23 protein-coding genes are annotated in these 22,392 nt (G+C 61.1%); 9 read left to right on the top strand and 14 right to left on the bottom strand.

Annotation, left to right across the window (positions count from 1 at the left end; all coding sequences use genetic code 11):
* Positions 1 to 144 precede the first annotated feature (144 nt).
* The 6 genes from LJ360_RS05055 to urtA form a co-directional block, all read right to left on the bottom strand.
* Positions 145 to 1,041: an urease accessory protein UreD gene (locus tag LJ360_RS05055; protein ID WP_264995457.1), complete on the bottom strand. Its 897-nt coding sequence runs from the start codon at positions 1,039 to 1,041 to the stop codon at positions 145 to 147.
* Positions 1,038 to 1,736, bottom strand: a complete 699-nt coding sequence (urtE, locus tag LJ360_RS05050) for an urea ABC transporter ATP-binding subunit UrtE (RefSeq protein WP_264995456.1) — start codon at positions 1,734 to 1,736, stop codon at positions 1,038 to 1,040. Before urtE ends, LJ360_RS05055 begins: the two co-directional genes overlap by 4 nt.
* Positions 1,737 to 2,561, bottom strand: a complete 825-nt coding sequence (gene urtD / locus LJ360_RS05045) for an urea ABC transporter ATP-binding protein UrtD (protein WP_264995455.1) — start codon at positions 2,559 to 2,561, stop codon at positions 1,737 to 1,739.
* Complete coding sequence (gene urtC, locus LJ360_RS05040) at positions 2,558 to 3,694, bottom strand: urea ABC transporter permease subunit UrtC (RefSeq protein ID WP_413774397.1); 1,137 nt, start codon at positions 3,692 to 3,694, stop codon at positions 2,558 to 2,560. The genes urtD and urtC overlap by 4 nt, the downstream gene beginning before the upstream one ends.
* Positions 3,695 to 3,763: 69 nt before the next feature.
* Complete coding sequence (gene urtB / locus LJ360_RS05035) at positions 3,764 to 5,362, bottom strand: urea ABC transporter permease subunit UrtB (RefSeq protein ID WP_264995454.1); 1,599 nt, start codon at positions 5,360 to 5,362, stop codon at positions 3,764 to 3,766.
* Positions 5,363 to 5,513: 151 nt separating this feature from the next.
* A complete protein-coding gene (gene urtA, locus LJ360_RS05030) occupies positions 5,514 to 6,806 on the bottom strand; it encodes an urea ABC transporter substrate-binding protein (protein ID WP_413774417.1) in 1,293 nt (430 codons plus the stop codon).
* A 685-nt stretch (positions 6,807 to 7,491) separates the two neighbouring features.
* Between urtA and LJ360_RS05025 the strand changes: the two genes are divergently transcribed.
* From LJ360_RS05025 to LJ360_RS04995, 7 genes are all read left to right on the top strand, one after another.
* Entirely contained in the window at positions 7,492 to 10,299 is a 2,808-nt protein-coding gene (locus LJ360_RS05025) for a monovalent cation/H+ antiporter subunit A (RefSeq protein ID WP_264995453.1), read from the top strand.
* A 2-nt stretch (positions 10,300 to 10,301) separates the two neighbouring features.
* Positions 10,302 to 10,682 carry a Na+/H+ antiporter subunit C gene (locus tag LJ360_RS05020; protein ID WP_091851383.1) on the top strand — a complete coding sequence of 127 codons (381 nt, stop codon included), beginning with the start codon at positions 10,302 to 10,304 and terminating at the stop codon, positions 10,680 to 10,682.
* A complete protein-coding gene (locus LJ360_RS05015; RefSeq protein ID WP_091851380.1) occupies positions 10,679 to 12,196 on the top strand; it encodes a monovalent cation/H+ antiporter subunit D in 1,518 nt (505 codons plus the stop codon). Before LJ360_RS05020 ends, LJ360_RS05015 begins: the two co-directional genes overlap by 4 nt.
* Entirely contained in the window at positions 12,196 to 12,687 is a 492-nt protein-coding gene (locus LJ360_RS05010; protein ID WP_091851377.1) for a Na+/H+ antiporter subunit E, read from the top strand. The genes LJ360_RS05015 and LJ360_RS05010 overlap by 1 nt, the downstream gene beginning before the upstream one ends.
* The gene (locus LJ360_RS05005) at positions 12,684 to 12,953 is read left to right on the top strand and encodes a K+/H+ antiporter subunit F (protein ID WP_264995451.1); all 270 of its coding nucleotides are present in this window, start codon (positions 12,684 to 12,686) and stop codon (positions 12,951 to 12,953) included. Before LJ360_RS05010 ends, LJ360_RS05005 begins: the two co-directional genes overlap by 4 nt.
* 21 nt (positions 12,954 to 12,974) lie before the next feature.
* Positions 12,975 to 13,307, top strand: coding sequence for a Na+/H+ antiporter subunit G (locus tag LJ360_RS05000; RefSeq protein ID WP_091851464.1), 333 nt, complete (start codon positions 12,975 to 12,977; stop codon positions 13,305 to 13,307).
* 139 nt (positions 13,308 to 13,446) lie between these two features.
* Positions 13,447 to 15,093 carry a fatty acid--CoA ligase gene (locus LJ360_RS04995; protein WP_264995450.1) on the top strand — a complete coding sequence of 549 codons (1,647 nt, stop codon included), beginning with the start codon at positions 13,447 to 13,449 and terminating at the stop codon, positions 15,091 to 15,093.
* A gap of 78 nt (positions 15,094 to 15,171) precedes the next feature.
* Here the strand turns inward: LJ360_RS04995 and LJ360_RS04990 are convergent, their stop codons facing one another.
* Entirely contained in the window at positions 15,172 to 16,158 is a 987-nt protein-coding gene (locus LJ360_RS04990) for a glutathione S-transferase family protein (RefSeq protein WP_248235508.1), read from the bottom strand.
* Between the two features lie 336 nt (positions 16,159 to 16,494).
* Here LJ360_RS04990 and LJ360_RS04985 point away from each other — a divergent pair, with 336 nt between their 5' ends.
* Positions 16,495 to 17,424: a LysR family transcriptional regulator gene (locus LJ360_RS04985; RefSeq protein ID WP_091851366.1), complete on the top strand. Its 930-nt coding sequence runs from the start codon at positions 16,495 to 16,497 to the stop codon at positions 17,422 to 17,424.
* On the opposite strand, the gene LJ360_RS04980 is transcribed toward LJ360_RS04985, so the two are convergent.
* On the bottom strand, positions 17,421 to 18,137 hold the full coding sequence (locus LJ360_RS04980; protein ID WP_245742566.1) for a DUF2057 family protein: 717 nt from the start codon (positions 18,135 to 18,137) through the stop codon (positions 17,421 to 17,423). The genes LJ360_RS04985 and LJ360_RS04980 overlap by 4 nt on opposite strands.
* A 4-nt stretch (positions 18,138 to 18,141) precedes the next feature.
* On the bottom strand, positions 18,142 to 18,369 hold the full coding sequence (locus LJ360_RS04975) for a hypothetical protein (protein ID WP_143066595.1): 228 nt from the start codon (positions 18,367 to 18,369) through the stop codon (positions 18,142 to 18,144).
* A gap of 23 nt (positions 18,370 to 18,392) precedes the next feature.
* Here LJ360_RS04975 and LJ360_RS19990 point away from each other — a divergent pair, with 23 nt between their 5' ends.
* Entirely contained in the window at positions 18,393 to 18,644 is a 252-nt protein-coding gene (locus tag LJ360_RS19990; protein WP_413774396.1) for a DUF6316 family protein, read from the top strand.
* 55 nt (positions 18,645 to 18,699) lie between these two features.
* On the opposite strand, the gene LJ360_RS04970 is transcribed toward LJ360_RS19990, so the two are convergent.
* The 5 genes from LJ360_RS04970 to ribBA are packed head-to-tail and all read right to left on the bottom strand — an operon-like array spanning position 18,700 to position 22,334.
* A complete protein-coding gene (locus tag LJ360_RS04970) occupies positions 18,700 to 19,224 on the bottom strand; it encodes a phosphatidylglycerophosphatase A (RefSeq protein ID WP_091851360.1) in 525 nt (174 codons plus the stop codon).
* Positions 19,225 to 19,236: 12 nt separating this feature from the next.
* Positions 19,237 to 20,184, bottom strand: a complete 948-nt coding sequence (thiL, locus tag LJ360_RS04965; protein ID WP_264995448.1) for a thiamine-phosphate kinase — start codon at positions 20,182 to 20,184, stop codon at positions 19,237 to 19,239.
* A 9-nt stretch (positions 20,185 to 20,193) separates the two neighbouring features.
* The gene (gene nusB / locus LJ360_RS04960) at positions 20,194 to 20,679 is read right to left on the bottom strand and encodes a transcription antitermination factor NusB (protein WP_091851355.1); all 486 of its coding nucleotides are present in this window, start codon (positions 20,677 to 20,679) and stop codon (positions 20,194 to 20,196) included.
* Positions 20,679 to 21,155, bottom strand: coding sequence for a 6,7-dimethyl-8-ribityllumazine synthase (ribE, locus tag LJ360_RS04955; protein WP_091851352.1), 477 nt, complete (start codon positions 21,153 to 21,155; stop codon positions 20,679 to 20,681). Before ribE ends, nusB begins: the two co-directional genes overlap by 1 nt.
* Before the next feature lie 60 nt (positions 21,156 to 21,215).
* On the bottom strand, positions 21,216 to 22,334 hold the full coding sequence (gene ribBA / locus LJ360_RS04950) for a bifunctional 3,4-dihydroxy-2-butanone-4-phosphate synthase/GTP cyclohydrolase II (protein ID WP_091851349.1): 1,119 nt from the start codon (positions 22,332 to 22,334) through the stop codon (positions 21,216 to 21,218).
* Between the last annotated feature and the right edge of the window lie 58 nt (positions 22,335 to 22,392).

Here is a 22,392-nt window from a genome sequence, read left to right as displayed (position 1 = left end):
CCCCTGCGCGGGAGAGGGGTTGGGGAGAGGGGGTGACTACCCGCACGGTGTTTGCGGCCTTTGGCGCCTCCCCCTCACCCCGGCCCTCTCCCTCCAGGGGAGAGGGGGGTTAATGCTTCAATTTTGTGCCAGGTCCGCTAACTGCTAGGTCAGCCAGATTCTTGGTACATGGGCCGGCTGGCCGGTCAGACTTGGCCTCAGTATTTCCCAGGCCTGTTGGCAGATGGCCCAGGCTTCGTTGCGTTCGTTGCCCAAATAGCGCAGCAGGAGGACGCCGCCCCGCCGGGTGACGGCCCAGCGGGGGTTGTCCGGGAGTTCTGCGCGCAGGTGTTCAATGGCGTCGGCTTCGTCTTCCAGGCCCACGGTCCACAGGGTGGCCTGGACGGTGTGGCCGCCCTGCCCCCATTTGCCGTTGAAGCGGCGGTGTTTGGGGTCCAGGGTCTGGCGTTCCTGCCACACGGGGATACCGTCGCGGGTCAGGTGGAAGCGCTGTTGCAGCTGGCCGGTGGCGAAGGGCAGTTCGCTGGCTGGGCGGCCGAGGGCGAGCACTTCCCAACCGATGCAGCGGCTGCGGCTGCCCATTTCAATGGTGGTGGTTTGGGTGCCACGGGAACCATCGAAGGCGAGGGTTTCCTGGGGCAGGTATTCCAGGATGCCACCGTCGTCCACAGCCAGCTTCGTATGCTGGGCCCAGGCGACGCCGTGGCTGTCCGCCTTGTAGAGCTTGGCGGCGGCCGGGGTGGTCAGCAGGGCATGGGCACCGGTACCAACACTGGCATTGATCTGTAACGCATCACCGCTGACCAGCCCCCCCGGTGGGTGCAACAGGTAGACGTGGCAGCAGCCGTGGCGGCCTTCCGGGTAGAAGGGCCGCTGCACCCGCAACGGGCCGCAATGGCGAGCGGTGGTCATGCGGGTCACCGGGCGGCCGTCCTGTTGTCGGCCCTCAAAGCCCAGGGTCAGGCTGGCGGCCCAGCGGCGGCCCTGGTCGAAGCGGTGGCCGGAATCGGCCATCTCCGGTAGCGGCTGATAGATGGTCATACTGTCAGGTACTGCTTGATGAGTTCATCGGACAGCTCGCCGATTTCGCCCTCGGCCATGCGCCGGCCCCGGTCGAGGATGGCGAAGCGATCGGCGTATTTGCGGGCGAAGGGCAACTTCTGCTCCACCAGCAGCACGGTCAGGCCATCTTCCGCGATCAGCTTGCGGATCACTTCGCCGATCTGGGCGACGATGTTGGGCTGGATGCCCTCCCCCGGCTCGTCCAGGATCAGCAGCCTGGGCTCGATGACCAGCGCGCGGCCGATGGCCAGTTGTTGTTGCTGGCCACCGGAGAGGTCGCCACCGCGACGGTTCTTCATTTCCCTGAGGACCGGGAACAGTTCGTAGATCCGCTCCGGGATGGTTTTCTGGCCATCGCCCCGGGCCGCGAGGCCGGTGCGCAGGTTTTCTTCCACGGTGAGCAGCGGAAAGATCTGCCGGCCCTGGGGCACGTAGCCGATGCCCAGCCGGGCCCGCTGTTCCAGGGGTTGCTTGATGAGGTCCAGTTCGTCGGCAAAGCGGATGCTGCCGCTTTCAACCTTTTCCTCGCCCATGATGCATTTCATCAGGGTGGTCTTGCCGACGCCGTTGCGGCCCATCACGCAGGTGCACTGGCCCTGGGGTACGTCCAGGTCCAGGTCCCAGAGGGTGTGGCTCTCGCCGTAGTACTGGTTGAGTTTCTCGATCTGCAACATTCAGGCGTCCTCCCCCAGGTAGACCTTGATCACTTCCGGGTCGTTGGAGACCTGGTCCATGGTGCCTTCCGCCAGCACACTGCCCTGGTGCAGCACGGTCACCTTGCGGGCGATGGAGCGGACAAAGCCCATGTCATGCTCAACCACCACCACGGACTGCTTGCCCGCAAGGCTGGTGAGCAGGTCGGCGGTGCGCTCCATTTCCTGTTCGGTCATGCCGGCGACGGGCTCGTCCACCAACAGCAGGCGCGGGCGCTGCATCAACAGCATGCCAATCTCCAGCCACTGCTTCTGACCGTGGGAGAGAATGCCGGCGGGGTGGTCCCGCAGGTCTTTCAGGTGGATGGTTGCCAGCACTTCGTCAATCCGCTCCCGGTGCTCCGGTTTCAGGGTGGCGGTCAGTGTGGGGAATACCCGTTTGTCTGCAGCCATGGCCAGTTCCAGGTTCTCGAACACACTCAGGGCCTCAAACACCGTGGGCTTCTGGAACTTTCGGCCGATGCCGAGGCTGGCAATATCCGGCTCGTTCATCTGCAGCAGGTTGTGGCGGCTGCCGAACCAGACAGAACCAGTATCGGGCCGGGTCTTGCCGGTGATGATATCCATCATGGTGGTCTTGCCCGCTCCATTAGGCCCGATAATGCAACGCAGCTCGCCGTCATCGATGGTCAGGTTAAGGTTGTTGATGGCCTTGAAACCGTCAAAGCTGACGTTGACGTCTTCCATATAGAGGATCGGGCCATGGCGCACGTCCACCGGGGAGTCGGTGGGCGTAAGGAAGCTGAAGACCTGATCCCGGTTGGCCAGTTCGGACATGATGCTCATGGCGTGGCCTCCGCGGCAGTGGCGGGTTGCGACGGCCCGGAGCCGTCATCGATGGGCTTGCGGCGCTTCTTCAACAGGCCGGCGATACCCTGGGGCAGGAACACGGTGACCAGCACAAACAGCGCCCCCAGGGCGAACAACCAGGCGTCCGGCATCACACCGGTGAACACGGTCTTGGCGTAGTTCACCAGGATGGCGCCGATGACCGCACCATAGAGGGTGGCGCGACCGCCGAGGGCCACCCACACCACGATCTCGATGGAGAACAGCGGCGAGAATTCACTGGGGTTGATGATGCCCACCTGGGGCACGTACAGGGCCCCGGCCACACCCGCCAGCATGGCGGAGACCACAAACACAAACAGCTGGACCCGTTCTACCCGGTAGCCCAGGAAGCGGGTGCGGGCCTCGGCATCGCGGCACGCGACGCTGACCCGGCCCAGCTTGCTGGTGACGATAGCCCGGCACACCAGGTAACCGATGGCCAGGGCGATACCGGTCGCGATAAACAGCCCCAGCCGGACCTCGTCGGTACGCAAGTTGAAGCCCAGGATGTCACGGAAGTCGGTGAGGCCGTTGTTGCCGCCAAAGCCCATCTCGTTACGGAAGAAGGCCAGCATCAGGGCGAAGGTAAGCGCCTGGGTGATGATGGACAAGTAGACCCCCGTCACCCGGGAGCGAAACGCCAGCCACCCGAACACCAGGGCCAGGGCCCCGGGCACCAGTAGCACCATGGCGAAGGCAAACCAGGCCATGTCGAAGCCGTACCAGTACCAGGGCAGTTCCTGCCAGTTGAGGAACACCATGAAGTCCGGCAGGACGGGATCACCATAGGTGCCCCGGTCGCCGATCTGGCGCATCAGGTACATGCCCATGGCATAGCCGCCCAGGGCGAAGAAGGCGCCATGGCCCAGGCTGAGAATGCCCAGGTAACCCCAGACCAGGTCCACGGCCACCGCCAGCAGCGCATAGCACAGGTATTTACCCAGCAGGGTGACGGTGTAGGCGCTGACATGCAGCGCATGCCCTTCTGGCAGCGCCACGTGCAGCACGCTGACCACCAGCAGTGCCATGAAGAGGATGCCCAGGAACAACTGAGTCGACCGTTCCTGTAGAGGTCTGGTTAGCCACATAACAGACGCCCTGTGTTGCTAATGGTTGGATTGATCGAGCAGCGGATAGAAATCGTCATGCCGGGCTCCCTATGCTTCTGCTGCCCGGCCTTTCTGGGGGAAGAGCCCCTTCGGCCGTTTCTGGATAAACAGGATGATGAACACCAGCACGATGATCTTGGCCAGTACCGCACCAGCCCAGGGTTCGAGCAGCTGGTTGATGGTGCCCAGGGTCAGGCCTGCCACCAGGGTGCCCCAGAGATTGCCCACACCGCCGAACACCACCACCATGAACGAATCGATGATGTAGTTCTGGCCCAGGTTGGGGCCCACGTTGGTGAGCTGGGACAGGGCCACGCCCGCCAGCCCGGCGACGCCGGAACCCAGGGCGAAGGTCATGATGTCGACGCGGGTGGCCCGGATACCCATGGAGCGGGCCATGGCGCGATTCTGGGTGACCGCACGCACTTCCAGCCCCAGCCGGGTACGACGCATGATGAGCATGAGCGCTGCGAACACCACCAGGGCGAAACCCAGCACATACATGCGGTTAAGGGTCAGCGACAGCGCATCGTTGATAACCAGCGAGCCACTCATCCAGTCCGGGCTGACCACGGTGCGGTTCTGGGGTGAAATCACGGTGCGTACCAGCTGCTGCAGGATCAGGCTGATGCCAAAGGTGGCCAGCAGGGTTTCCAGCGGGCGCCCCTTGAGGAACTGGATCACGCTGCGCTCAATGGCGATGCCCGCCAGTGCCGCGACCAGGAAACCGGCCGGAATAGAGAGGATCAGTGCCAGGCCCGGCTGGCCCGGCAGCAGTTGCTGCATGCCCCAGGTGGTGTAGGCACCCAGCATGATGAGTTCGCCGTGGGCCATGTTGATGACGCCCATCACCCCGAAGGTGATAGCCAGGCCAATGGCGGCAAGTACCAGTACCGAGCCGAGCGAGAGCCCAAAATAGAGGGTCTCGGCCGCCTTGTTCAGCTTCAGCTTCTGTTCAATGGAGCCCAGCGCCTGTTCGGCAGCCGGCCTGAGGGCCGGGTCTTCCGAGGCCACGGCGTTATTGAGCGCGGCCCGGGCACGGGGGTGAAGGCTGCCCGCCAGCACGCTGATCGCTTCCGCACTGCCCCGCTCTTCAACCTGGTAGATGGCCACAGCCAGTTCCAGGCGACTGCGGATGTCGGCATCCGGCTCTTCTTCGATACGGGCGGTGACGTCACCGACAATAGCCTCATCCACCTTGCCCATCAGGTCGAGGGCGGCGGCCTCTCGCACCTCGACGTCATTCGCGTACAGGTCCATCATCGCCATGACGCCTGCCAGCTGACGGCGGATTGCGTTATTGACCGCGATCCGGTCCAGGTCACGCCGGGACATTTCCCCCAGGTTTTCACCGGTCAATGCATCGGCCACTTCCCAGTCGCGGCCACGGTTGTTGAGTACGACGACGATCTGGCCGGTGTCCTTTACCTGGCTCAGGCGATTGTTGCCGTAGGCGTCCAGCCAGTCGCGGGCCCGTTCATGGCCACTGGTGGCAACGGCCTTGATGGCCGTTTCGGTGTCCCGGGGCGAGGCTTCTGCCAGCTGTTCCAGTAGTGCCTCGGCAGAGTCCCCCTCCTGGGCTGTCGCCAGGCCGGGGGCTGTCAGCAAGACAATAAGCAAGACGGTGAGCCATCTGGGGATGCTCATGGTGTGGTCCTGTCAGCTTTCTGGTGAATAATTTGCCACTGAATCCACGGCCCTTCGACAAGCTCCCTTCGACAGGCTCAGGGCGAACGGGACACAGAAAAAAGTGGCAAGAGAGACCGGGGCGGTGACGCCACCCCGGTCCGTGGGCCGGTTACTCCGCTGCGGCCGCCTGCTCACCGGCAGACGCACCACACTTGCCTTCCTTGACGTTGAAATTGCCGCAGCGCATGGGGGCACGCCAGTCAGCAATCAGGTCCCGCGAGCCGGGCAGGAAATCCGACCAGGCATCGCCAGCGACGGTGGACGGTGTCTGCCAGACAATGGAGAACTGGCCATTGTCCTGGATCTCACCGATCAGCACCGGCTTGGTGATGTGATGGTTCGGCATCATGGTGGCGTAGCCGCCGGACAGGTTGGGCACGGTGACACCGATGATGGCGTCCTTGACCGCATCCACCTCGGTGGTTTCGGCTTTCTGCACCGCTTCAACCCACATGTTGAAGCCGATGTAGTGGGCTTCCATGGGATCGTTGGTGACCGCTGCCTCGTCGCCGGTGTACTCGATCCACTGGTCGATGAAGTCATAGTTGGCGTCAGAATCCACGCTCATGAAGTAGTTCCACGCGGCCAGGTGGCCCACCAGCGGACCGGTATCAATACCGGAGAGCTCCTGCTCACCCACCGAGAAGGCAACCACCGGGATGTCGGTGGCCGAAATGCCCTGGTTGCCCAGCTCACGGTAGAAAGGCACGTTGGCATCGCCGTTGATGGTGGACACCACGGCAGTCTTCTTGCCGGCAGAACCGAAACTCTTGATATCCGAGACGATGTTCTGCCAGTCCGAATGGCCGAAGGGGGTGTAGTTGATCATGATGTCTTCGGCGGCCACGCCCTGGTCCTTGAGGTAGGTCTCAAGGATCTTGTTGGTGGTGCGCGGGTAGACGTAGTCGGTGCCCGCCAGTACCCAGCGCTCAACGCCGAGTTCGTTCATCAGGTAATCAACAGCCGGGATGGCCTGCTGGTTGGGAGCCGCGCCGGTATAGAAGACGTTCTCGGAAGACTCTTCACCTTCGTACTGGACCGGGTAGAACAGCAGGCCGTTGAGTTCCTCCACCACCGGCAACACCGACTTACGGGAGACTGAGGTCCAGTTGCCGAAGATGACGTCCACCTTTTCCTGGGCCAGCAGCTCGCGAGCCTTCTCGGCGAACAGCGGCCAGTTGGAAGCAGGGTCCACCACCACGGCTTCAAGTTCACGGCCCAGCAGACCTCCCTCGGCGTTCTGTTGTTCGATGAGCATTTCCACGGTGTCTTTCAGTACTGTCTCACTGATGGCCATGGTGCCGGAGAGAGAGTGGAGTATGCCCACCTTGATGGGACCTTCCTGGGCGTGGGCCAGGGTGATTCCGGTACCCAGTGCAGTAGCCAATGCAACGCTGGCCAGACGCTTCTTGAATGTTGTCACGTGCCTATCCTCGTTCTCAGGTTATGGGTGCGCCGTTATGGCGCGGAGCGACATTTCTCCGATCGCTTCATGCACTGGGTTTTGCAACAGGTGTGCCACAGCAAAGTGCCATTTTTTTATTCTTTTAAATCATCAAGATAGGACAACACCAAAACCTAAAAGCCCATACAGGGATCCCCAATTGGTGCGCCGCGCAACAAGATGCGCACCGCAATGAGGCGCCCTGGTAAGGAAAGAGGCGATTATGGTGCAGTGAACTGATCGCGCACCGGCAGAAGGCAGGCAATCGCTGCAGGCAGGTCCGCAAATTCGCAAATCAAACGCCGCTATACAGGCGATAGGCCGCCGCGAAACTTGACCTGCGTCAGTCGCCACGTATGATCAGGATCGTGCACTTTTAAGGGAGTCTTATGATTCTTCAGCCCTGTTCTGCCGACTGTCGGCCCAAGCCAGGCATGAACCCGGCCCTGTCGCACGTGCCCGCCATTCATCTCAGCGGACGCCTGCCCTATTTTCCGGACCCGCCCGTCGCTCCTCGGTAAGCGTCTTGGTGCGGCCACATCCTGGCCGCAATACTGTCCTTTACTGGCAGTAGCAGGATTTCAGGGCGAGGCCCGTTTTACGGCCTCTCCACCGACCAGAAGAATTGAGAAAAGAGGTTGCGATGACACTGTCGCTGGTGGTGTTACTACCATTTTTGGGGGCCATTGCTGCGCCCCTGTTCGCCCAGGGTGGGCGAACCGCGATTGCCATAGCCTCATCGGTGCCGGCACTGCTGGCATTAGCCACGCTGTTCCCCATGTGGGGCACACTGGCGGAAGGCGGCACCATCGTACAGAGCCTGGAGTGGCTGCCTCAGCTCGGCATTAACCTGAGCTTCCGGCTGGACGGACTGTCGCTGATGTTCGCCCTGCTGATCCTGCTGATCGGCCTGCTGATCATCCTCTATGCCCGCTACTACCTGAAACCCCAGGAAAACGTCGGCAAATTCTACGCCCTGCTGCTGTGTTTCAAGGGCTCCATGCTGGGCATTGTCCTGTCCAGCAACCTGCTCCTGATGATGGTGTTCTGGGAGCTCACCAGCCTGACGTCCTTCCTGCTGATCAGCTTCTGGAACCACAAACAGGACGCGCGCCGGGGTGCCCGTATGGCCCTGGCTATCACGGGGGGCGGTGGCCTGGCCCTGCTGGCCGGCATCCTGTTGATCGGCCGCATTGTCGGCTCCTTTGAACTGGACGATGTACTGGCCGCCGGCGACCAGATCAAGGCCCACGCGCTCTACCCGTACGCGCTGACCCTGGTCCTGCTGGGGGCCTTTACCAAGTCTGCCCAGTTCCCGTTCCATTTCTGGCTGCCCCACGCCATGCAGGCACCCACCCCGGTTTCAGCCTACCTGCACTCGGCGACCATGGTGAAAGCGGGTATCTTCCTGATGGCGCGGCTTTACCCGGCCCTGGCCGGTACCGAGCAATGGTTCTTCATGGTCAGTTTTACCGGCATGATCACCCTGCTGATAGGCGCCTATGTCGCCCTCTTCAAGCACGACCTGAAAGGCCTGCTGGCCCACTCAACGGTCAGTCACCTGGGCCTGATCACCCTGCTGCTGGGCATGGGTACAGAGCTGGCGGCGGTGGCGGCGCTGTTCCATATCATCAACCACGCCACCTTCAAGGCGTCCCTGTTTATGGCGGCCGGCATTATCGACCATGAGACCGGCACCCGGGATATGCGACAGATCAACGGCCTGTGGAAATACATGCCCCATACCGCCACCCTGGCGATGGTGGCGGCAGCGTCCATGGCCGGGGTACCACTGCTTAACGGCTTCCTCTCCAAGGAAATGTTCTTCGCCGAAGCCCTGAGCCTGAACCTGCCGGGCATCTGGGCATGGATTCCGCCCATTGTTGCCACGCTGGCAGGTATTTTTGCGGTGGCCTACTCCGCCCGCTTTATCCACGACGTGTTCTTTAACGGAAAACCCCGAAACCTGCCGATCTACCCGCCCCATGAACCACCCAGGTACATGAAGATCCCGGTGGAGATCCTGGTGGTCGCCTGTATCCTGGTGGGCGTATTCCCGGCGTTTTCGGTAGGTCCGCTCCTGAATGCAGCGGCCTCTGCGACCCTGGCTGGCGAGGTACCCGACTACGGGCTGGCTGTATTCCACGGCTTCAACCTGCCGCTGATGATGAGCGTGGCAGCCTTTGTCGGTGGCCTGATCATGTATTCGCAGCGCCAGAAGTTCTTTGATTTCCATGCCCGCTTCAAGGAAATCGACGAAAAGGCGGTTTTCGAGGCGGTCGTGTCCTGGCTGGTTGAGCGCGCCAACAGCTTCACCGCGCTACTGGAGAATGGTTCACTACAGCGCTACGCGATGCTGCTGGTGGTCAGCGCCATGGTGGTTGCAGCTGTACCACTGACCGGCATGGACCTGATTGGCAGTAACGGCCTGACGGCCATCGACCCTCCGACGGCCGTGGGTGCCGCTATCCTGATCTTCTGCACACTGGGCACTGTGTATATCCACCGGGAGCGACTGACCTCGCTGATTATGCTCAGTGTGGTCGGCCTGCTGGTGTCGCTGACCTTTGCCCGGCTATCCGCCCCGGACCTGGCCATGACCCAGATTTCGGTGGAAGTGGTGACCATCATCCTGTTGATGCTGGCCCTCTACTACCTCCCCTCCTGGACGCCGACGGAAGCCTCGGCGGGACGCCGAACCCGCGACCTGGCCATCGCTGGCGTTGCCGGCGTGGGCATGACCCTGGTCACCCTCTCCATGCTGACCAGTCCGTTCAGCTCCATCTCCGATTATTTCCTGCAGAACAGTAAACCCGGCGGAGGCGGCACCAACGTGGTCAACGTGATCCTGGTGGACTTCCGGGGCTTTGATACCCTTGGTGAAATCACGGTGCTGGCCATCGCTGCGCTGGGCATCTTCGCCATGCTGCGCAACCGTCAGTTGTCGGCTCCCCCCACTGATGGCCAGGGCCACCCCTGGGCATTTGACGCACATCCCACCATGCTCAAGCAGATGTCGCGTCCCCTGCTGCCACTGGCACTGATGGTGTCGGTATATATCTTCCTGCGGGGCCACAACCTGCCCGGTGGTGGCTTTATCGCCGGGCTGATAACCGCAGTGGCCCTGCTGATCCAGTACATTGCCAGTGGTGTCAACTGGACGCAGGCGCGAATTACCATGCGCTACCACAATGTCATTGCACTGGGGCTGCTCTTCGCCACCATAGCCGGTGCCGGCAGCCTGGCTTATGGCTACCCGTTCCTTACCAGCACATTCACCTACCTGGAATGGCCGGTGGTGGGCAAGTTCGAAGTGGCCTCCGCCCTGGTGTTTGATCTGGGCGTCTACCTGACCGTCGTCGGTGCCACCCTGCTGGCCCTGGTCAGTCTCGGCAAGCTGACCCCTGCCGGCCGGCCGCTGACCCGTACTGAAGCACGGAAGGAGTCATAACTATGGAACTCGCCTTCGCTCTCATTATCGGGTCACTCACCTTCTCCGGCGTCTACCTGGTACTCCGTGCCCGGACATTTCCGGTGGTGGTGGGGCTGACCCTGCTGTCCTACGGCGTCAATCTGTTCCTGTTCTCCACCGGGCGCCTGATGACTGGCGGCCAGCCCATCATCGGCAGTACGGACACCTACTCGGACCCGCTGCCCCAGGCCCTGGTACTGACCGCCATTGTTATCGGCTTTGCCATGACGGCGTTCGTGGTGGTGTTGTCGCTCCGCTCCCGGGCAGATACCGGGGATGACCATGTGGATGGCAATATCCCGAGAGAGGAACCCGAAGATCACCAGAGTATCGAGCAACCCCGGGAGGAGACCGGCCAATGAATCACTGGCTTACTGCGCCTGTCCTGATCCCCCTGATTGGCGGCTTCCTGCAGGTCTTCATGGGGTACGCTCCCCTGAGTCTGCGCCGAACCCTGGGCCTGGCCACCACTGGCCTGCTGCTGGTCAGCACCGTGATCCTGCTGATGTTGGCCGATGACGGCAGCTATCGGGCCTACGCCTTTGGCAACTGGGCACCACCGTTCGGTATTGTGCTGGTGCTGGACCGACTGGCGGCATTGATGCTGTTCATTACTGCCCTGCTGGCCCTGTTCTGCCACCTGTTCTCACTGGGGCGGACCGATGTCAGCAGCCGCCAGTTCCACGCCCTTTTCCTGTTCCAGCTGATGGGGCTGAACATAGCCTTCCTGACTGGCGACCTGTTCAACCTGTTTGTTGCGTTCGAGGTTTTGCTGATCGCATCCTACGGCCTGCTGCTCCATGGCGAGGGTACTGCACGCACGGTTCCCAGCCTGCACTATGTGGTCCTGAACCTGGCAGGTTCTGCGCTGTTCCTGATCAGCGTGGGGATGATCTACAGCGTTACCGGCACGCTCAATATGGCAGACCTGGCCCGGATCATTCCGGAGCTTGGGGCCGCGGACCTGCCCCTGGTTGAGGCCGGCGGCATGATCCTGCTGGTGGTATTCGCCCTCAAGGCGGCCCTGCTGCCCCTGACCTTCTGGCTACCCCGGGCCTACGCCAGCGCCACTGCCCCCGTGGCAGCACTGTTCGCGGTCATGACCAAAGTGGGCGTCTACGCCATTATCCGCGTCTATACCCTGCTTTTCGGCGAAAATGCCGGGGCGCTGGCCAACCTGGGTATGGACTGGGTGTTCCCACTGGCCCTGCTGACCATGATTGTAGGCGTGATCGGGATGATGGGCTCCGGTGGGCTTCGTACCATGGTGGCCTGGCAGGTAGTGGTATCGGTAGGCACCATTCTGGCGGCCTTTTCCCTGGTCAGCAAAGAAGGCCTGTCATCGGCCCTGTTCTATATGGTGCACACCACCTGGGTGGCCGCGGGGCTGTTCCTGGTGGTGGACCTGATCGCCGGCCAGCGGGGTTCCGCGGGTGACAAGATCGTCACAGCCCCCCGGATGCGTAACCGCACGTTTATCAGTGTCATGTTCATGCTGGGTGCTGTTTCAGCGGCGGGGCTACCTCCCCTGAGCGGGTTCTTTGCCAAACTGCTGATCATGAGTGCCGCGGTTCCCGGGCTTCAGATGGCTGCACTCTGGGCGGTTATCCTGTTCGCCGGCTTCCTGTCGCTGGTCGCCTACAGCCGGGCGGGGAGTATCGTTTTCTGGCGCAACGTGGACGGTCACATTGATCAACCGGAACGACTGAACTTTCCCCACACCGTAGGCGCAGGTGCACTGGTTGCCATGAGCGTTGTGATCGTGTTCGGCGCCGGGCCGCTCAGTGACTATACCGATGCCGCCGCCGAGCAGTTGCGGGACACATCCGCCTACACGAGCATCCTGGACACTGCTATGGTCGGGGAGGACGAATAATGACAGCTGCACGTTTTGGTTTTCCGCAACCCTGGCTGTCGGTTGCGCTGTTTATTGTCTGGCAGTTCCTGGCCGATGGTGTGACCGGGGCCAGTGTCGTCATGGGACTGATCCTGGGTATCGTGATTCCCCAGATCACCCGCCAATTCTGGCCCGACAGCCCACGCATGCAAAAGCCCTGGGTACTGGTGCGCTACCTGGTCGTGGTGCTGTATGACATTGTGGTGGCAAGCGTAACTGTCACCATCCTGATTCTCAGCCCGCGACAGCCACGGTCGGCGTTCGTTTCCTACCCGCTCAAGCTGGAACACCCGCTGGGGATCACCATCCTGGCCAGCACCATATCCCTGACCCCGGGCACGGTCAGTGCGGACGTCAGTGATGACGGCACTCTTCTGCTGATCCATGCCCTGGACGTGGATGACGATGCGGAGTTGATCCGCTCCATCCACCAGCGTTACGAGAAGCCCCTGCTGGAGATGTTCCGATGATGACCGTCGCGCTCTATATCACGCTGGCCCTCGTTGGCGTGGCAGTCCTGCTGAACATTTACCGGCTGGTCCAGGGCCCGGATGCCCCCGACCGCATCCTCGCCCTGGATACCCTGTACATCAATGGCATCGCCCTGGTTATCCTGCTGGACCTGGTGCTCGGCACCCGGCTTTACCTGGAGGTTGCCCTGCTGATGGCCGTTATGGGCTTTGTCGGCACCGTGGCCATGGCCAAGTACCTCAAGCGCGGCAGCGTTATTGAATAAGGAGTCACGATCATGGAATCCCTGCCTTTCGTTGCCGAACTGATCATCAGCGCCCTGCTGGTTTCCGGCGGGTTCTTCAGCCTGGTAGGTGCCCTGGGGCTGTCCCGGCTGCCAGACTTCTATGCCCGCCTTCACGGCCCCACCAAGGCCACTACCCTGGGTGTTGGCAGTGTGGTGATCGCCTCGATGATGTACTTCACCCTGAAAACCGGTGAGGTCGCCATTGCAGAAGTACTGGTCACCCTGTTCCTGTTCCTTACTGCACCGGTCAGCGCCAATATCCTGGCCAAGGCCGCCATGCACCAGCAGGTCAAGTGCATGAAGGACACCCGGGGCCAACCCTGGAGCCAGTAATGGCCCAGGGCGTTGTACCCCACTATCACCGGGCCATATAACACCAAAAAATTGACATAAATGGTTCCCGTCAAGGAGCTGTTGTGTCAGATTATTGCGCCCTGATTTCCACAATAATGCCAAGCAAGAGGTCGAATCGATGGCAAATACAAAGATAATTCCCTCCGCCCAGAATGCTTACGAGTACCCGCTGCTGATCAAGAATCTGCTGGTATCCGGCCCGCGCTATAACCCGGACCAGGAGATCGTCTATGCCAACCGCAGCAAGTACACCTACACCGACCTGGTAGACCGGATTCACCGGCTCGCCAATGCGCTGACAGACGCCGGCGTTGGTCCTGGTGACGTGGTGGCGGTGATGGACTGGGATACCCCCCGGTACCTGGAGTGTTTCTTCGCCATCCCCATGATTGGTGCAGTACTGCATACCGTGAACGTGCGCCTGTCGCCGGAGCAGATTGTCTACACCATGAACCACGCCGAGGACCACACGGTGCTGGTACATGACGATTTCGTACCGCTGCTGGAGCAGGTCAGTGACCAGCTCACCACCGTCAAGGGCTATGTCCAGCTGACGGATGAGAGCGAGGCCCGGTCCACGTCCCTGAACACCGTTGGCGAGTACGAAGCCCTGCTGGCGAAGGCCGACAACCACTTCGACTTCCCGGACTTTGACGAGAACAGCGTCGCCACGACGTTCTACACCACCGGTACCACCGGCAATCCCAAGGGCGTGTTCTTCAGCCACCGCCAGCTGGTGCTGCATACCATGGCCCAGCTTGGCAGCCTGGCTGCCAGCGATGAAATGCCCTTCATGCGGTCCAATACCGTGTATATGCCGGTTACCCCCATGTTCCACGTGCACGCCTGGGGTGTGCCCTACGCGGCCACCATGCTGGGCATCAAGCAGGTCTACCCGGGCCGCTACGAGCCGGAACTGCTTGTCGACCTGATCAAGGAACACAAGGTTACCTTCTCCCACTGCGTGCCCACCATCATGCAGATGATGCTGGCCACCGAGTCCATCAAGACCGCCGACCTGAGCAACTGGCACGTACTGATCGGTGGCAGCGCCATGACCGAAGGCCTGTGCCGCACCGGCGCCAAGTTGGGCATTCGCATGTACACCGGCTACGGCATGTCCGAGACCTGCCCGCTGCTGGCCTCCACCCGTCTGAAACCGGAAGACCTGGAGCTGCCCCTGGAAGAGCAGGCACCCCGGCGCATCCGCACCGGCGTGGCGGTACCCATGGTGCACATCGAGATCGTGGACCCGGAAGGCAACCCCCTGCCCCACGATGGCGAAACCAAGGGTGAGCTGGTATGCCGTGCGCCCTGGCTGACCCAGGGCTACTTCAAGGAGCCGGAAAAGGGCGAGGCCCTGTGGGAAGGCGGCTGGCTGCACACCGGCGATGTGGCCAGTATCGACCCGGACTCCACCATCCAGATCAGGGACCGCATCAAGGATGTGATCAAGACCGGTGGTGAGTGGCTGTCGTCCCTGGACCTGGAGAACATGATCAGCCAGCATCCGGCGGTGAACGCCGCTGCCGTGGTCGGGGTACCGGACGAGAAATGGGGTGAGCGCCCCCACGCCCTGGTACAACTGCTTCCCGGGCAGGAAGCCAGCCTTGAGGACCTGCAGAATCACCTGAAGCAGTTCGTCGATTCAGGCGAGATCAACAAGTGGGCCATTCCGGAGCAGATTGACTTTGTCGACGACATTCCGAAAACCAGTGTCGGCAAGATCAACAAGAAGCTGATCCGGGATCAGCTGGAATCCTGATCATTCAGGATAGCCAGTAAGAACAAAGCCCGCCTCCGGATTCGAGGGCGGGCTTTTTTGTCCTGATCCGATGGCGTTTTAGTCCAGAAGATCTCGCCCGTGCGGGCCATCAAGGGACAGTTCCGGCCCCACCGGGACGATCTGGGTGGGGTTGATGGTGCGCTGGCTCACGTAGTAATGGCGTTTGATCTGGTCGATATCCACCGTCTCTGCCACACCCGGTACCTGGTAAAGGTCCTTCAGGTAGTCTGAAAGCACCGGGAAGTCCGCAATGCGTTGCCGGTTGCACTTGAAGTGGCTGAAGTACACTGCGTCAAACCGGATCAGTGTAGTGAACAGTCGCCAGTCCGCCTCGGTCAGCTGGCTTCCTGTCAGGTAACGCTGGCCAGTCAACCGCTCCTCCAGCCAGTCAAGCGAATCAAACAGCTCGCCATAGGCCTGCTCGTACTTGTCCTGTGCCGTGGCAAACCCGGCCTTGTACACCCCGTTGTTTACCGTGTGATAGACCCGCTCGTTGACCCCATTGATTTCCTCTCTAAGCCCTTCCGGGTAGAAATCCAGGTCTGCTCGCACGCCATCGAGATGATCAAACGCGCTGTTGAACATGCGGATGATGTCTGCCGACTCGTTGCTGACAATGGTTTCCCGCTGGCGATCCCACAGGGTGGGAACCGTTACCCGGCCACTGTAATCGGGAGCCGCACGGGTGTAGACCTCATGGAGAAAGCGGGCACCGTGAACATGATCCCTGTGTTGTTCACTTTCGGGGCGGAACTCCCAGCCGTTTTCCACCATGTCCGGATGTACTACGGAGACCGAAATATGCTTCTCCAGCCCCTTCAGTTTACGGAAGATCAGGGTCCTGTGCGCCCACGGACAGGCCATGGACACATACAGATGATAGCGACCGGATTCCGCCGGGAACCCGCCTTCGCCGTCAGCCCCGGCCGAACCGTCGGGAGTGACCCAATTACGGAACCGCGCTGCTTCCCGCTCGAACTTGCCACCAGTCTTGTCGGTGTCGTACCACTGGTCGTGCCATTTGCCGTCTACCAGTAATCCCATCGTTGCTACCCCTATTTCGGTTTTAGCCACGGAACCCACGGAAGAACACGGAAAAACACGGAAAAACAAAAAGATAAGGAAAATATCGGCCACGAAATCCACTAAACCCACGAAATAAAACCAGCAACTCAAAGTCTTACGGGAAGCTCCGGGCCTGTCGTTTCGTGGATTTAGTGGATTTCGTGGCTAAAATCCTTTCATTCTTTCTTTTTCTTTCCGTGTCCTTCCGTGGATTCCGTGGCTGAAAAAGTCATTAACCAATAGCAGACAGCTTAGCCACCACCCTGCTACGCTCCAAGCAAGCAATTCTGGCCATCACCTTCAGATAATTCGATCATGCATACAGCCATTACCATCGACGCCCTGAAAGTCCTCGACGCCATTGACCGCAAAGGCAGCTTTGCCGGCGCTGCCGGTGAACTGTTCCGGGTGCCTTCCGCCATCAGCTATACCGTCCAGAAGCTGGAAGAGGACCTGGACGTGGAAATCTTTGACCGCAGCGGTCATCGTGCCACCCTGACACCAGCGGGGCGCTATCTGCTCAATGAGGGACGGGCGTTACTGGAAGCTACCGAGACCCTGGCTCACACCACGCGCCAGGTCGCCCAGGGCTGGGAAACCCGGCTACGAATAGGATTCAACTCGTTGTTGCCCGCGGAAGCCCTGTTTCCCACAATCCGTGAGTTCTACGAGTTGGGTTTGCCGGTGGAAGTGCAGCTGGTCGAAGAGGTGTTTGCTGGCACCTGGGACGCCCTGCAAAGCCGCAGGATAGACCTGGCCATTGGCGCCGACCAGGTGAGCCGGCCAGCCGGGGCCTTTACCACCCGAAGCCTGGGGCGGGTCCCCTTCGTGTTCGCCGTTTCAGCACACCACCCGCTGGTCAGCCAGCAGGGAACGCTCAGCGAACGGGACATCGCCCGCTATCCAGCCGCCGTGGCAGCGGACAGCTCACGGAACCTGCCGCCAGGCAGTGCCGGTATCTTCCGGCGCCAGCAGACCCTGACGGTGTCAAATATCGATCAGAAGATCGCACTGCAGGAAGCAGGTCTAGGAGTGGGCTGGCTGCCACGACACCGGATCCGTAGACAGCTGGAAGAAGGCTCGCTGGTGATCTGTGAGGTGGAGCTGCCCAGGGATCCGATACCGGTGCATATTGCACGGCGAAACGACGAACAGGGCAAGGCACTGGAATGGTTCTGGGAGAGGCTCAGCCAGCCCGGGGTGTACCGGGACTGGCTGGATACCGGGGAAACGCCAGAGGGTTAGTCAAACGCCCAACGCAGGAACTCACGCTTTTCATCACCGCTGGCGCGCTCCCAGAGCATCTTGAGGGCTTCCAGGGTTTCAACACGGGAACCCGGACCACTCTGGCCACCCTGATAGACCGGCGCCGGCTGACCGGCCTGGGGAGAATATGGCTGCGACGGAGTCACCACCTGGGCAGGCCCGGCCATTTGCGGCTGTTGTGGATAACCTTCGAATGGCTGTGACCGGGCCACGGTGCCGCCACCGGCGGCAAGGACTGCAACACTGAAGTCAGCAGCCAAACGCTCGGCTTCCCGGCGATTATTCACCTCAGGGATATCGAAGCGGTACTCCTGGCCAGCACGGGCATCAATCACTACCTGCTGCGGCCCGGTCTCCACCACATGGACAGCCGATTCACCGTCCTGGACCACGCCGCTCTTGGCCCATATGGTCTTGTGGGTAAACACGACGATGTTTTGCCCCGGTTGCAACTCATAGTCCAGCGCCAGGTCTTCCAGCAGGAAATTACCCACTTCACGACCGTTCACCTCCTGGACCTTGATGGTGGATGGCGCTTTCAGTACCGCGACACCGCCAATCGACGAACCGCCGTCGTAGGTTTTGACCCGTGACACCCCGGTAGAGCTACAGCCAGCGATAGCGAAGATTGCCAGCACGACGGTGAGTTGTCTCAGCCCGACAGGGGAAAGCTTTTTCAGCCTTGCAAACATTCGGTCATTCTCCATGGGTGGCTTTCAGGCAAGGGTCACCGGTGGCCTTTCCGGTGCCCACAATGTCAATGCAGGCATTCTGACCACTGCTCCGGCCTTGCGCAAGTGTGTGATCCAAAACGCTGGACTGGTCGAATTGTAAAAAAGTGTTGAATTCGGCAGAAAATGGGTTAGCTTTATGCAATGCGCCTTCAAAAAGCTGTTTGCCAAGGCTATTGGTGGCTCGGGTCACGAACAGGGTAATTTCTCCGGCGCATGGCTAAACCTGTCCACAGGCAAGTAGTAGGAGGCAACGATGGATACCAACATTCGCACAGGCGAATCCGGCCCAACGCCGTTCCGCAGCAGCCGTTTCTTCTGTGTGGGCGGCAATGGTACTTTACCACCCGGGAAGGGTTCGACAGTGGCCCCTTTGCAACACGAGAAAGGGCGGAAATCGGCCTCAAGCGGTTCCTTCATGTCATCAACATGCTACCGGCAGAGTCCCGCGAAATGCGGATTCACTGAGATAGCACAGGACATGAACCTTGGCCAGGGACGAGCCAGGTCCTCCCCTCTTTCACTATAACAGCCCGGGCATCAGCCAGAGTTCGGCTGCCCAGACAACAGCCAGCGCCATCACTGCCGCCAGCACATCGTCGACCATGATTCCAAAGCCGCCGGGGGCCCGCTCGTCCACCCAGCTGATGGGCCATGGCTTCCAGACATCAAACAGGCGGAACGCGACAAAGCACAGTAAAACCCCGTACCAGGTCTCCGGGAAGAACCCCAGCACGACCCACATACCCACAAACTCGTCCCAGACGATACCGCCATGGTCGTGCACTTTCAGCGACCGTGACGTGTAACCGCACAGCCAGACACCCGCCAGGAACGCCGCCAGTACGACACTCCAGTAAACCGGTTCAGGCAGCTGGGCGATGGGATACCACATGGGTATGGCTGCCAGGCTTCCCCATGTGCCCGGCGCCCGGGGTACGGCACCACTACCGAAGCCAAAGGCAGCAAGGTGCGCCGGGTTGCGCAAAAAGCCCGGCGGCAGGATAAGAACCGGTTCCTCGGTCGACTCCTGGTAATTCTCGCTCATGGAAGCGTCCGTTTATTCTGTCTTGAAGTGATCGTAACCGGTGCCGGTGGTTAACAATTCCCTGGCGCCATCGGGGTGTTGCAGGTAAAGGCCCTCAGCGCTGCGGATCTCCCCGATAACGTGGAGACTCTTTGAAACGTCGCCCGGTAGCATGGCCAGGGCCGGGGATGGCAGGGTGACGCAAAGCTGATAGTCATCCCCACCATACAACGCCTGTTCGAGGCTGGCTTCGGCAATCCCATAGCGCCGGGGTATTGCTGCGGCCTCCAGCCAGGCGCCCACCCCGGAAGCTTCCAGGATATGCCCCAGGTCTGCCGCCAGGCCATCCGAAATATCAATGGCTGCAGAGGCAACGCCGCGAAGGCGACGGCCTGTATCGATCTTCGGTACGGGACGATGGTAACAATCCAGGAGAGGGCTTACCGAACTGGGCGGTTGCGGATCATCCAGCCATTCCAGCGCTGCTGCTGCGCCACCAAGGGGGCCGGTTACAGCCACCAGGTCGCCCGGGCGCGCACCACTACGCAGAATACCCTGCCCTTCCGGCACAACACCATGGACCTGCAACGTAAGGGTCAATGGTCCGCGGGTGATGTCGCCCCCCGCCAGGGCAACTCCAAATGCCAGGGAGGCCTCCCGCAGCCCGGATACCAGGGCAGCAACCCAGGCTTCGTCCGCGTCAGGCAGCGTCAGGGCCAGGGTGTAACATACCGGGTCAGCCCCCATGGCCGCCAGGTCACTGACTGCAACAGCCAGCGCCCGCCAGCCAAGGCGGGCGGGATCGTATTGACCGGGAAAATGCACCCCCTCGACAAGGGTATCTACCGAGAACACCAGGTCATGCCCGGCGGGCACCCGTTGGATGGCGCAATCATCACCGGGGCCGAGCAGCACGCCTTCTTGTCGGGTGATCTCAGCCAGCGGCCGGAACAGACGGCCGATCAGCTCGAACTCACCCATCGCAGACGATCAACCCTGCCGCGAACGGGTTTCCGCCAGGCGCAGACGCTGGCTGAGCTTGTCCAGCAGGCTGTTGACGAACTTGTGTCCCTCAGTACCGCCGAAACGCTTGGCCAGTTCAATGCCCTCGTTGATGACCACCCGGTAGGGCACATCAATACGGCTCTTGAGCTCATAGGCACCCAGGCGAACGATCGCCAGTTCGATCGGGTCCACCTCCGCCAGTGAGCGATCCAGGAACGGCTCAATCAGGCGGTCCAGCTCGGCCTGTTCCCGGTGCACACCGCGAATGAGGTCCCGGAAGTAGGCTGAATCCACCTTGCTCATGTCATTGTCGACCATGAACTCGGCTTCAATATCGCTGATCGGGCTCTTGCTGAAATGCCTGTGGTACAGGGCCTGCAGTGCAAGGGCCCGGGCCCGCCGGCGATCGCCGGCCCTGGGCTGACCGGAGGGGGCCGGCTCAGACGGGTTGGCAGTATCCTGTTCGCTCATCACTCACCCAGCTTGTTGAACAGGCTGACCATCTCCAGCGCGGTGATGGCGGCTTCTGCGCCCTTGTTGCCGGCCTTGGTGCCGGAGCGCTCAATAGCCTGCTCGATGGAGTCCACCGTCAGTACACCGAAGGTCACCGGTACATCGGTTTCCAGGCTGACGGCGCCCAGGCCACTGGAGGCCTCACCGGCCACATAGTCAAAGTGCGGTGTTCCACCACGGATGACCGCGCCCAGGGCGATGATCGCGCTGTAATCACCGGTTTCGGCTACCCGCTTCACCGCCAGTGGCATTTCATAGGCACCCGGCACACGGACGATGGTAATGTCATCGTCGGCGATGCCGTGACGCCGCAGTGTATCCACCGCGCCTTCTACCAGGCTTTCCACTACAAAACCGTTGAACCGGCCCACTACCAGCGCATAGCGCCCGCTGCACTGCCGGAAATCACCTTCAATTACCTTGATATCTGCCATTCTCTATCCCGTACCGGGGCCTGTGCCCCGCTGTCTGTGGATTCGTGATTCCGACGACACTCAGTCGCCGGTATAGGGTACGTATTCCACCACTTCCAGGTCGAACCCGGAAATGGCGGAGAACTTGATCGGTGCGCTCAACAGGCGCATCTGGCCAACGCCGCAATCCCGCAGGATCTGCGAGCCCGTGCCAACGGTGAAGTAGACGCCGGAGCTGCCACCCTTGCCCGCCTTGGCGGGGCCTTCCCCGAAGAACTCGTGAATGCGGTCTTCAAGGTTGTAGCTGTCTTCGGCGCTGTTAAGCAGCACCACCACACCCTTGCCCTCTTCTGCCACCTTTTCCATGGCGTGGTGCAGGGGCCAGCTGTGGGAGCCCTTACGCCGGGCACCCAGAAGGTCGCGAAGGGTGTCAGTGACGTGGACCCGCACCAGGGTGGGCTCGTCGGCCTTCACATCACCCATTACCAGGGCCAGGTGCGTGGCACCCTGGATGCTGTCCTTGTAGGTACGCAGGCTGAACACGCCGTATTCGGTGTCCAGGTCGTACTCTTCCACGCACTCGATGGTACGCTCGTTCATGGTGCGGTAGTGGATCAGGTCGGCGATGGTACCGATCTTGAGGCCATGCTGCTGCGCGAACTTTTCCAGGTCCTGGCGGCGGGCCATGGAACCATCATCGTTCATGATCTCACAGATCACACCGGCCGGCTCGCAACCTGCCAGGGCTGCCAGGTCGCAGGAAGCCTCGGTATGGCCAGCCCGGCTCAATACACCACCCGGATCCGACATCAACGGGAAGATATGGCCAGGTTGCACCAGGTCGGAGGCCTTCGCGTTACGGGCTACAGCCGCCTGAACGGTGCGGGCACGGTCCGCAGCGGAGATACCGGTGGTCACACCGACGGCCGCCTCGATAGACAGGGTGAACTTGGTGCCGAAACCGGAATGATTGCTCTGGACCATGAGCGGCAGCCCCAGCTGCTCGCAACGCTGCCGGGTCATAGGCATACAGATCAGGCCACGGCCGAAACGGGCCATGAAGTTGATGGCTTCCGGCGTGCAGTGCTCTGCCGCCATCACCAGGTCGCCCTCGTTTTCCCGGTCTTCATCATCCATCAGGATCACCATCTTGCCCTGACGAATATCCTCGATGATCTCTTCAACGCTGTTCAGTGCCATAGTTTCCACAACCTCCCGGCAAATCGGTCAGATCGCCGCGGTGTTAATGCATGGGTCT

Source organism: Marinobacter sp. AN1 (genome assembly GCF_026013985.1).
Lineage (GTDB): Bacteria > Pseudomonadota > Gammaproteobacteria > Pseudomonadales > Oleiphilaceae > Marinobacter > Marinobacter segnicrescens.
The sequence above is the reverse complement of the archived record's forward strand: the minus strand, read 5'-3'. Positions and strand labels throughout refer to the sequence as shown.

Coding starts and splice junctions, on each gene's coding strand:
- LJ360_RS05010 (WP_091851377.1), top strand. CDS start 12,196: ATGACAGCTGCACGTTTTGGTTTTCCGCAACCCTGGCTGTCGGTTGCG.
- LJ360_RS05055 (WP_264995457.1), bottom strand. CDS start 1,041: ATGACCATCTATCAGCCGCTACCGGAGATGGCCGATTCCGGCCACCGC.
- nusB (WP_091851355.1), bottom strand. CDS start 20,679: ATGAGCGAACAGGATACTGCCAACCCGTCTGAGCCGGCCCCCTCCGGT.
- ribBA (WP_091851349.1), bottom strand. CDS start 22,334: ATGGCACTGAACAGCGTTGAAGAGATCATCGAGGATATTCGTCAGGGC.
- urtE (WP_264995456.1), bottom strand. CDS start 1,736: ATGTTGCAGATCGAGAAACTCAACCAGTACTACGGCGAGAGCCACACC.
- ribE (WP_091851352.1), bottom strand. CDS start 21,155: ATGGCAGATATCAAGGTAATTGAAGGTGATTTCCGGCAGTGCAGCGGG.
- urtC (WP_413774397.1), bottom strand. CDS start 3,694: ATGTGGCTAACCAGACCTCTACAGGAACGGTCGACTCAGTTGTTCCTG.
- LJ360_RS04990 (WP_248235508.1), bottom strand. CDS start 16,158: ATGGGATTACTGGTAGACGGCAAATGGCACGACCAGTGGTACGACACC.
- LJ360_RS05020 (WP_091851383.1), top strand. CDS start 10,302: ATGGAACTCGCCTTCGCTCTCATTATCGGGTCACTCACCTTCTCCGGC.
- LJ360_RS05025 (WP_264995453.1), top strand. CDS start 7,492: ATGACACTGTCGCTGGTGGTGTTACTACCATTTTTGGGGGCCATTGCT.
- LJ360_RS04970 (WP_091851360.1), bottom strand. CDS start 19,224: ATGAGCGAGAATTACCAGGAGTCGACCGAGGAACCGGTTCTTATCCTG.
- LJ360_RS05015 (WP_091851380.1), top strand. CDS start 10,679: ATGAATCACTGGCTTACTGCGCCTGTCCTGATCCCCCTGATTGGCGGC.
- LJ360_RS19990 (WP_413774396.1), top strand. CDS start 18,393: ATGGCTAAACCTGTCCACAGGCAAGTAGTAGGAGGCAACGATGGATAC.
- LJ360_RS05005 (WP_264995451.1), top strand. CDS start 12,684: ATGATGACCGTCGCGCTCTATATCACGCTGGCCCTCGTTGGCGTGGCA.
- LJ360_RS04980 (WP_245742566.1), bottom strand. CDS start 18,137: ATGTTTGCAAGGCTGAAAAAGCTTTCCCCTGTCGGGCTGAGACAACTC.
- LJ360_RS04995 (WP_264995450.1), top strand. CDS start 13,447: ATGGCAAATACAAAGATAATTCCCTCCGCCCAGAATGCTTACGAGTAC.
- urtB (WP_264995454.1), bottom strand. CDS start 5,362: ATGAGCATCCCCAGATGGCTCACCGTCTTGCTTATTGTCTTGCTGACA.
- thiL (WP_264995448.1), bottom strand. CDS start 20,184: ATGGGTGAGTTCGAGCTGATCGGCCGTCTGTTCCGGCCGCTGGCTGAG.
- LJ360_RS04985 (WP_091851366.1), top strand. CDS start 16,495: ATGCATACAGCCATTACCATCGACGCCCTGAAAGTCCTCGACGCCATT.
- urtD (WP_264995455.1), bottom strand. CDS start 2,561: ATGAGCATCATGTCCGAACTGGCCAACCGGGATCAGGTCTTCAGCTTC.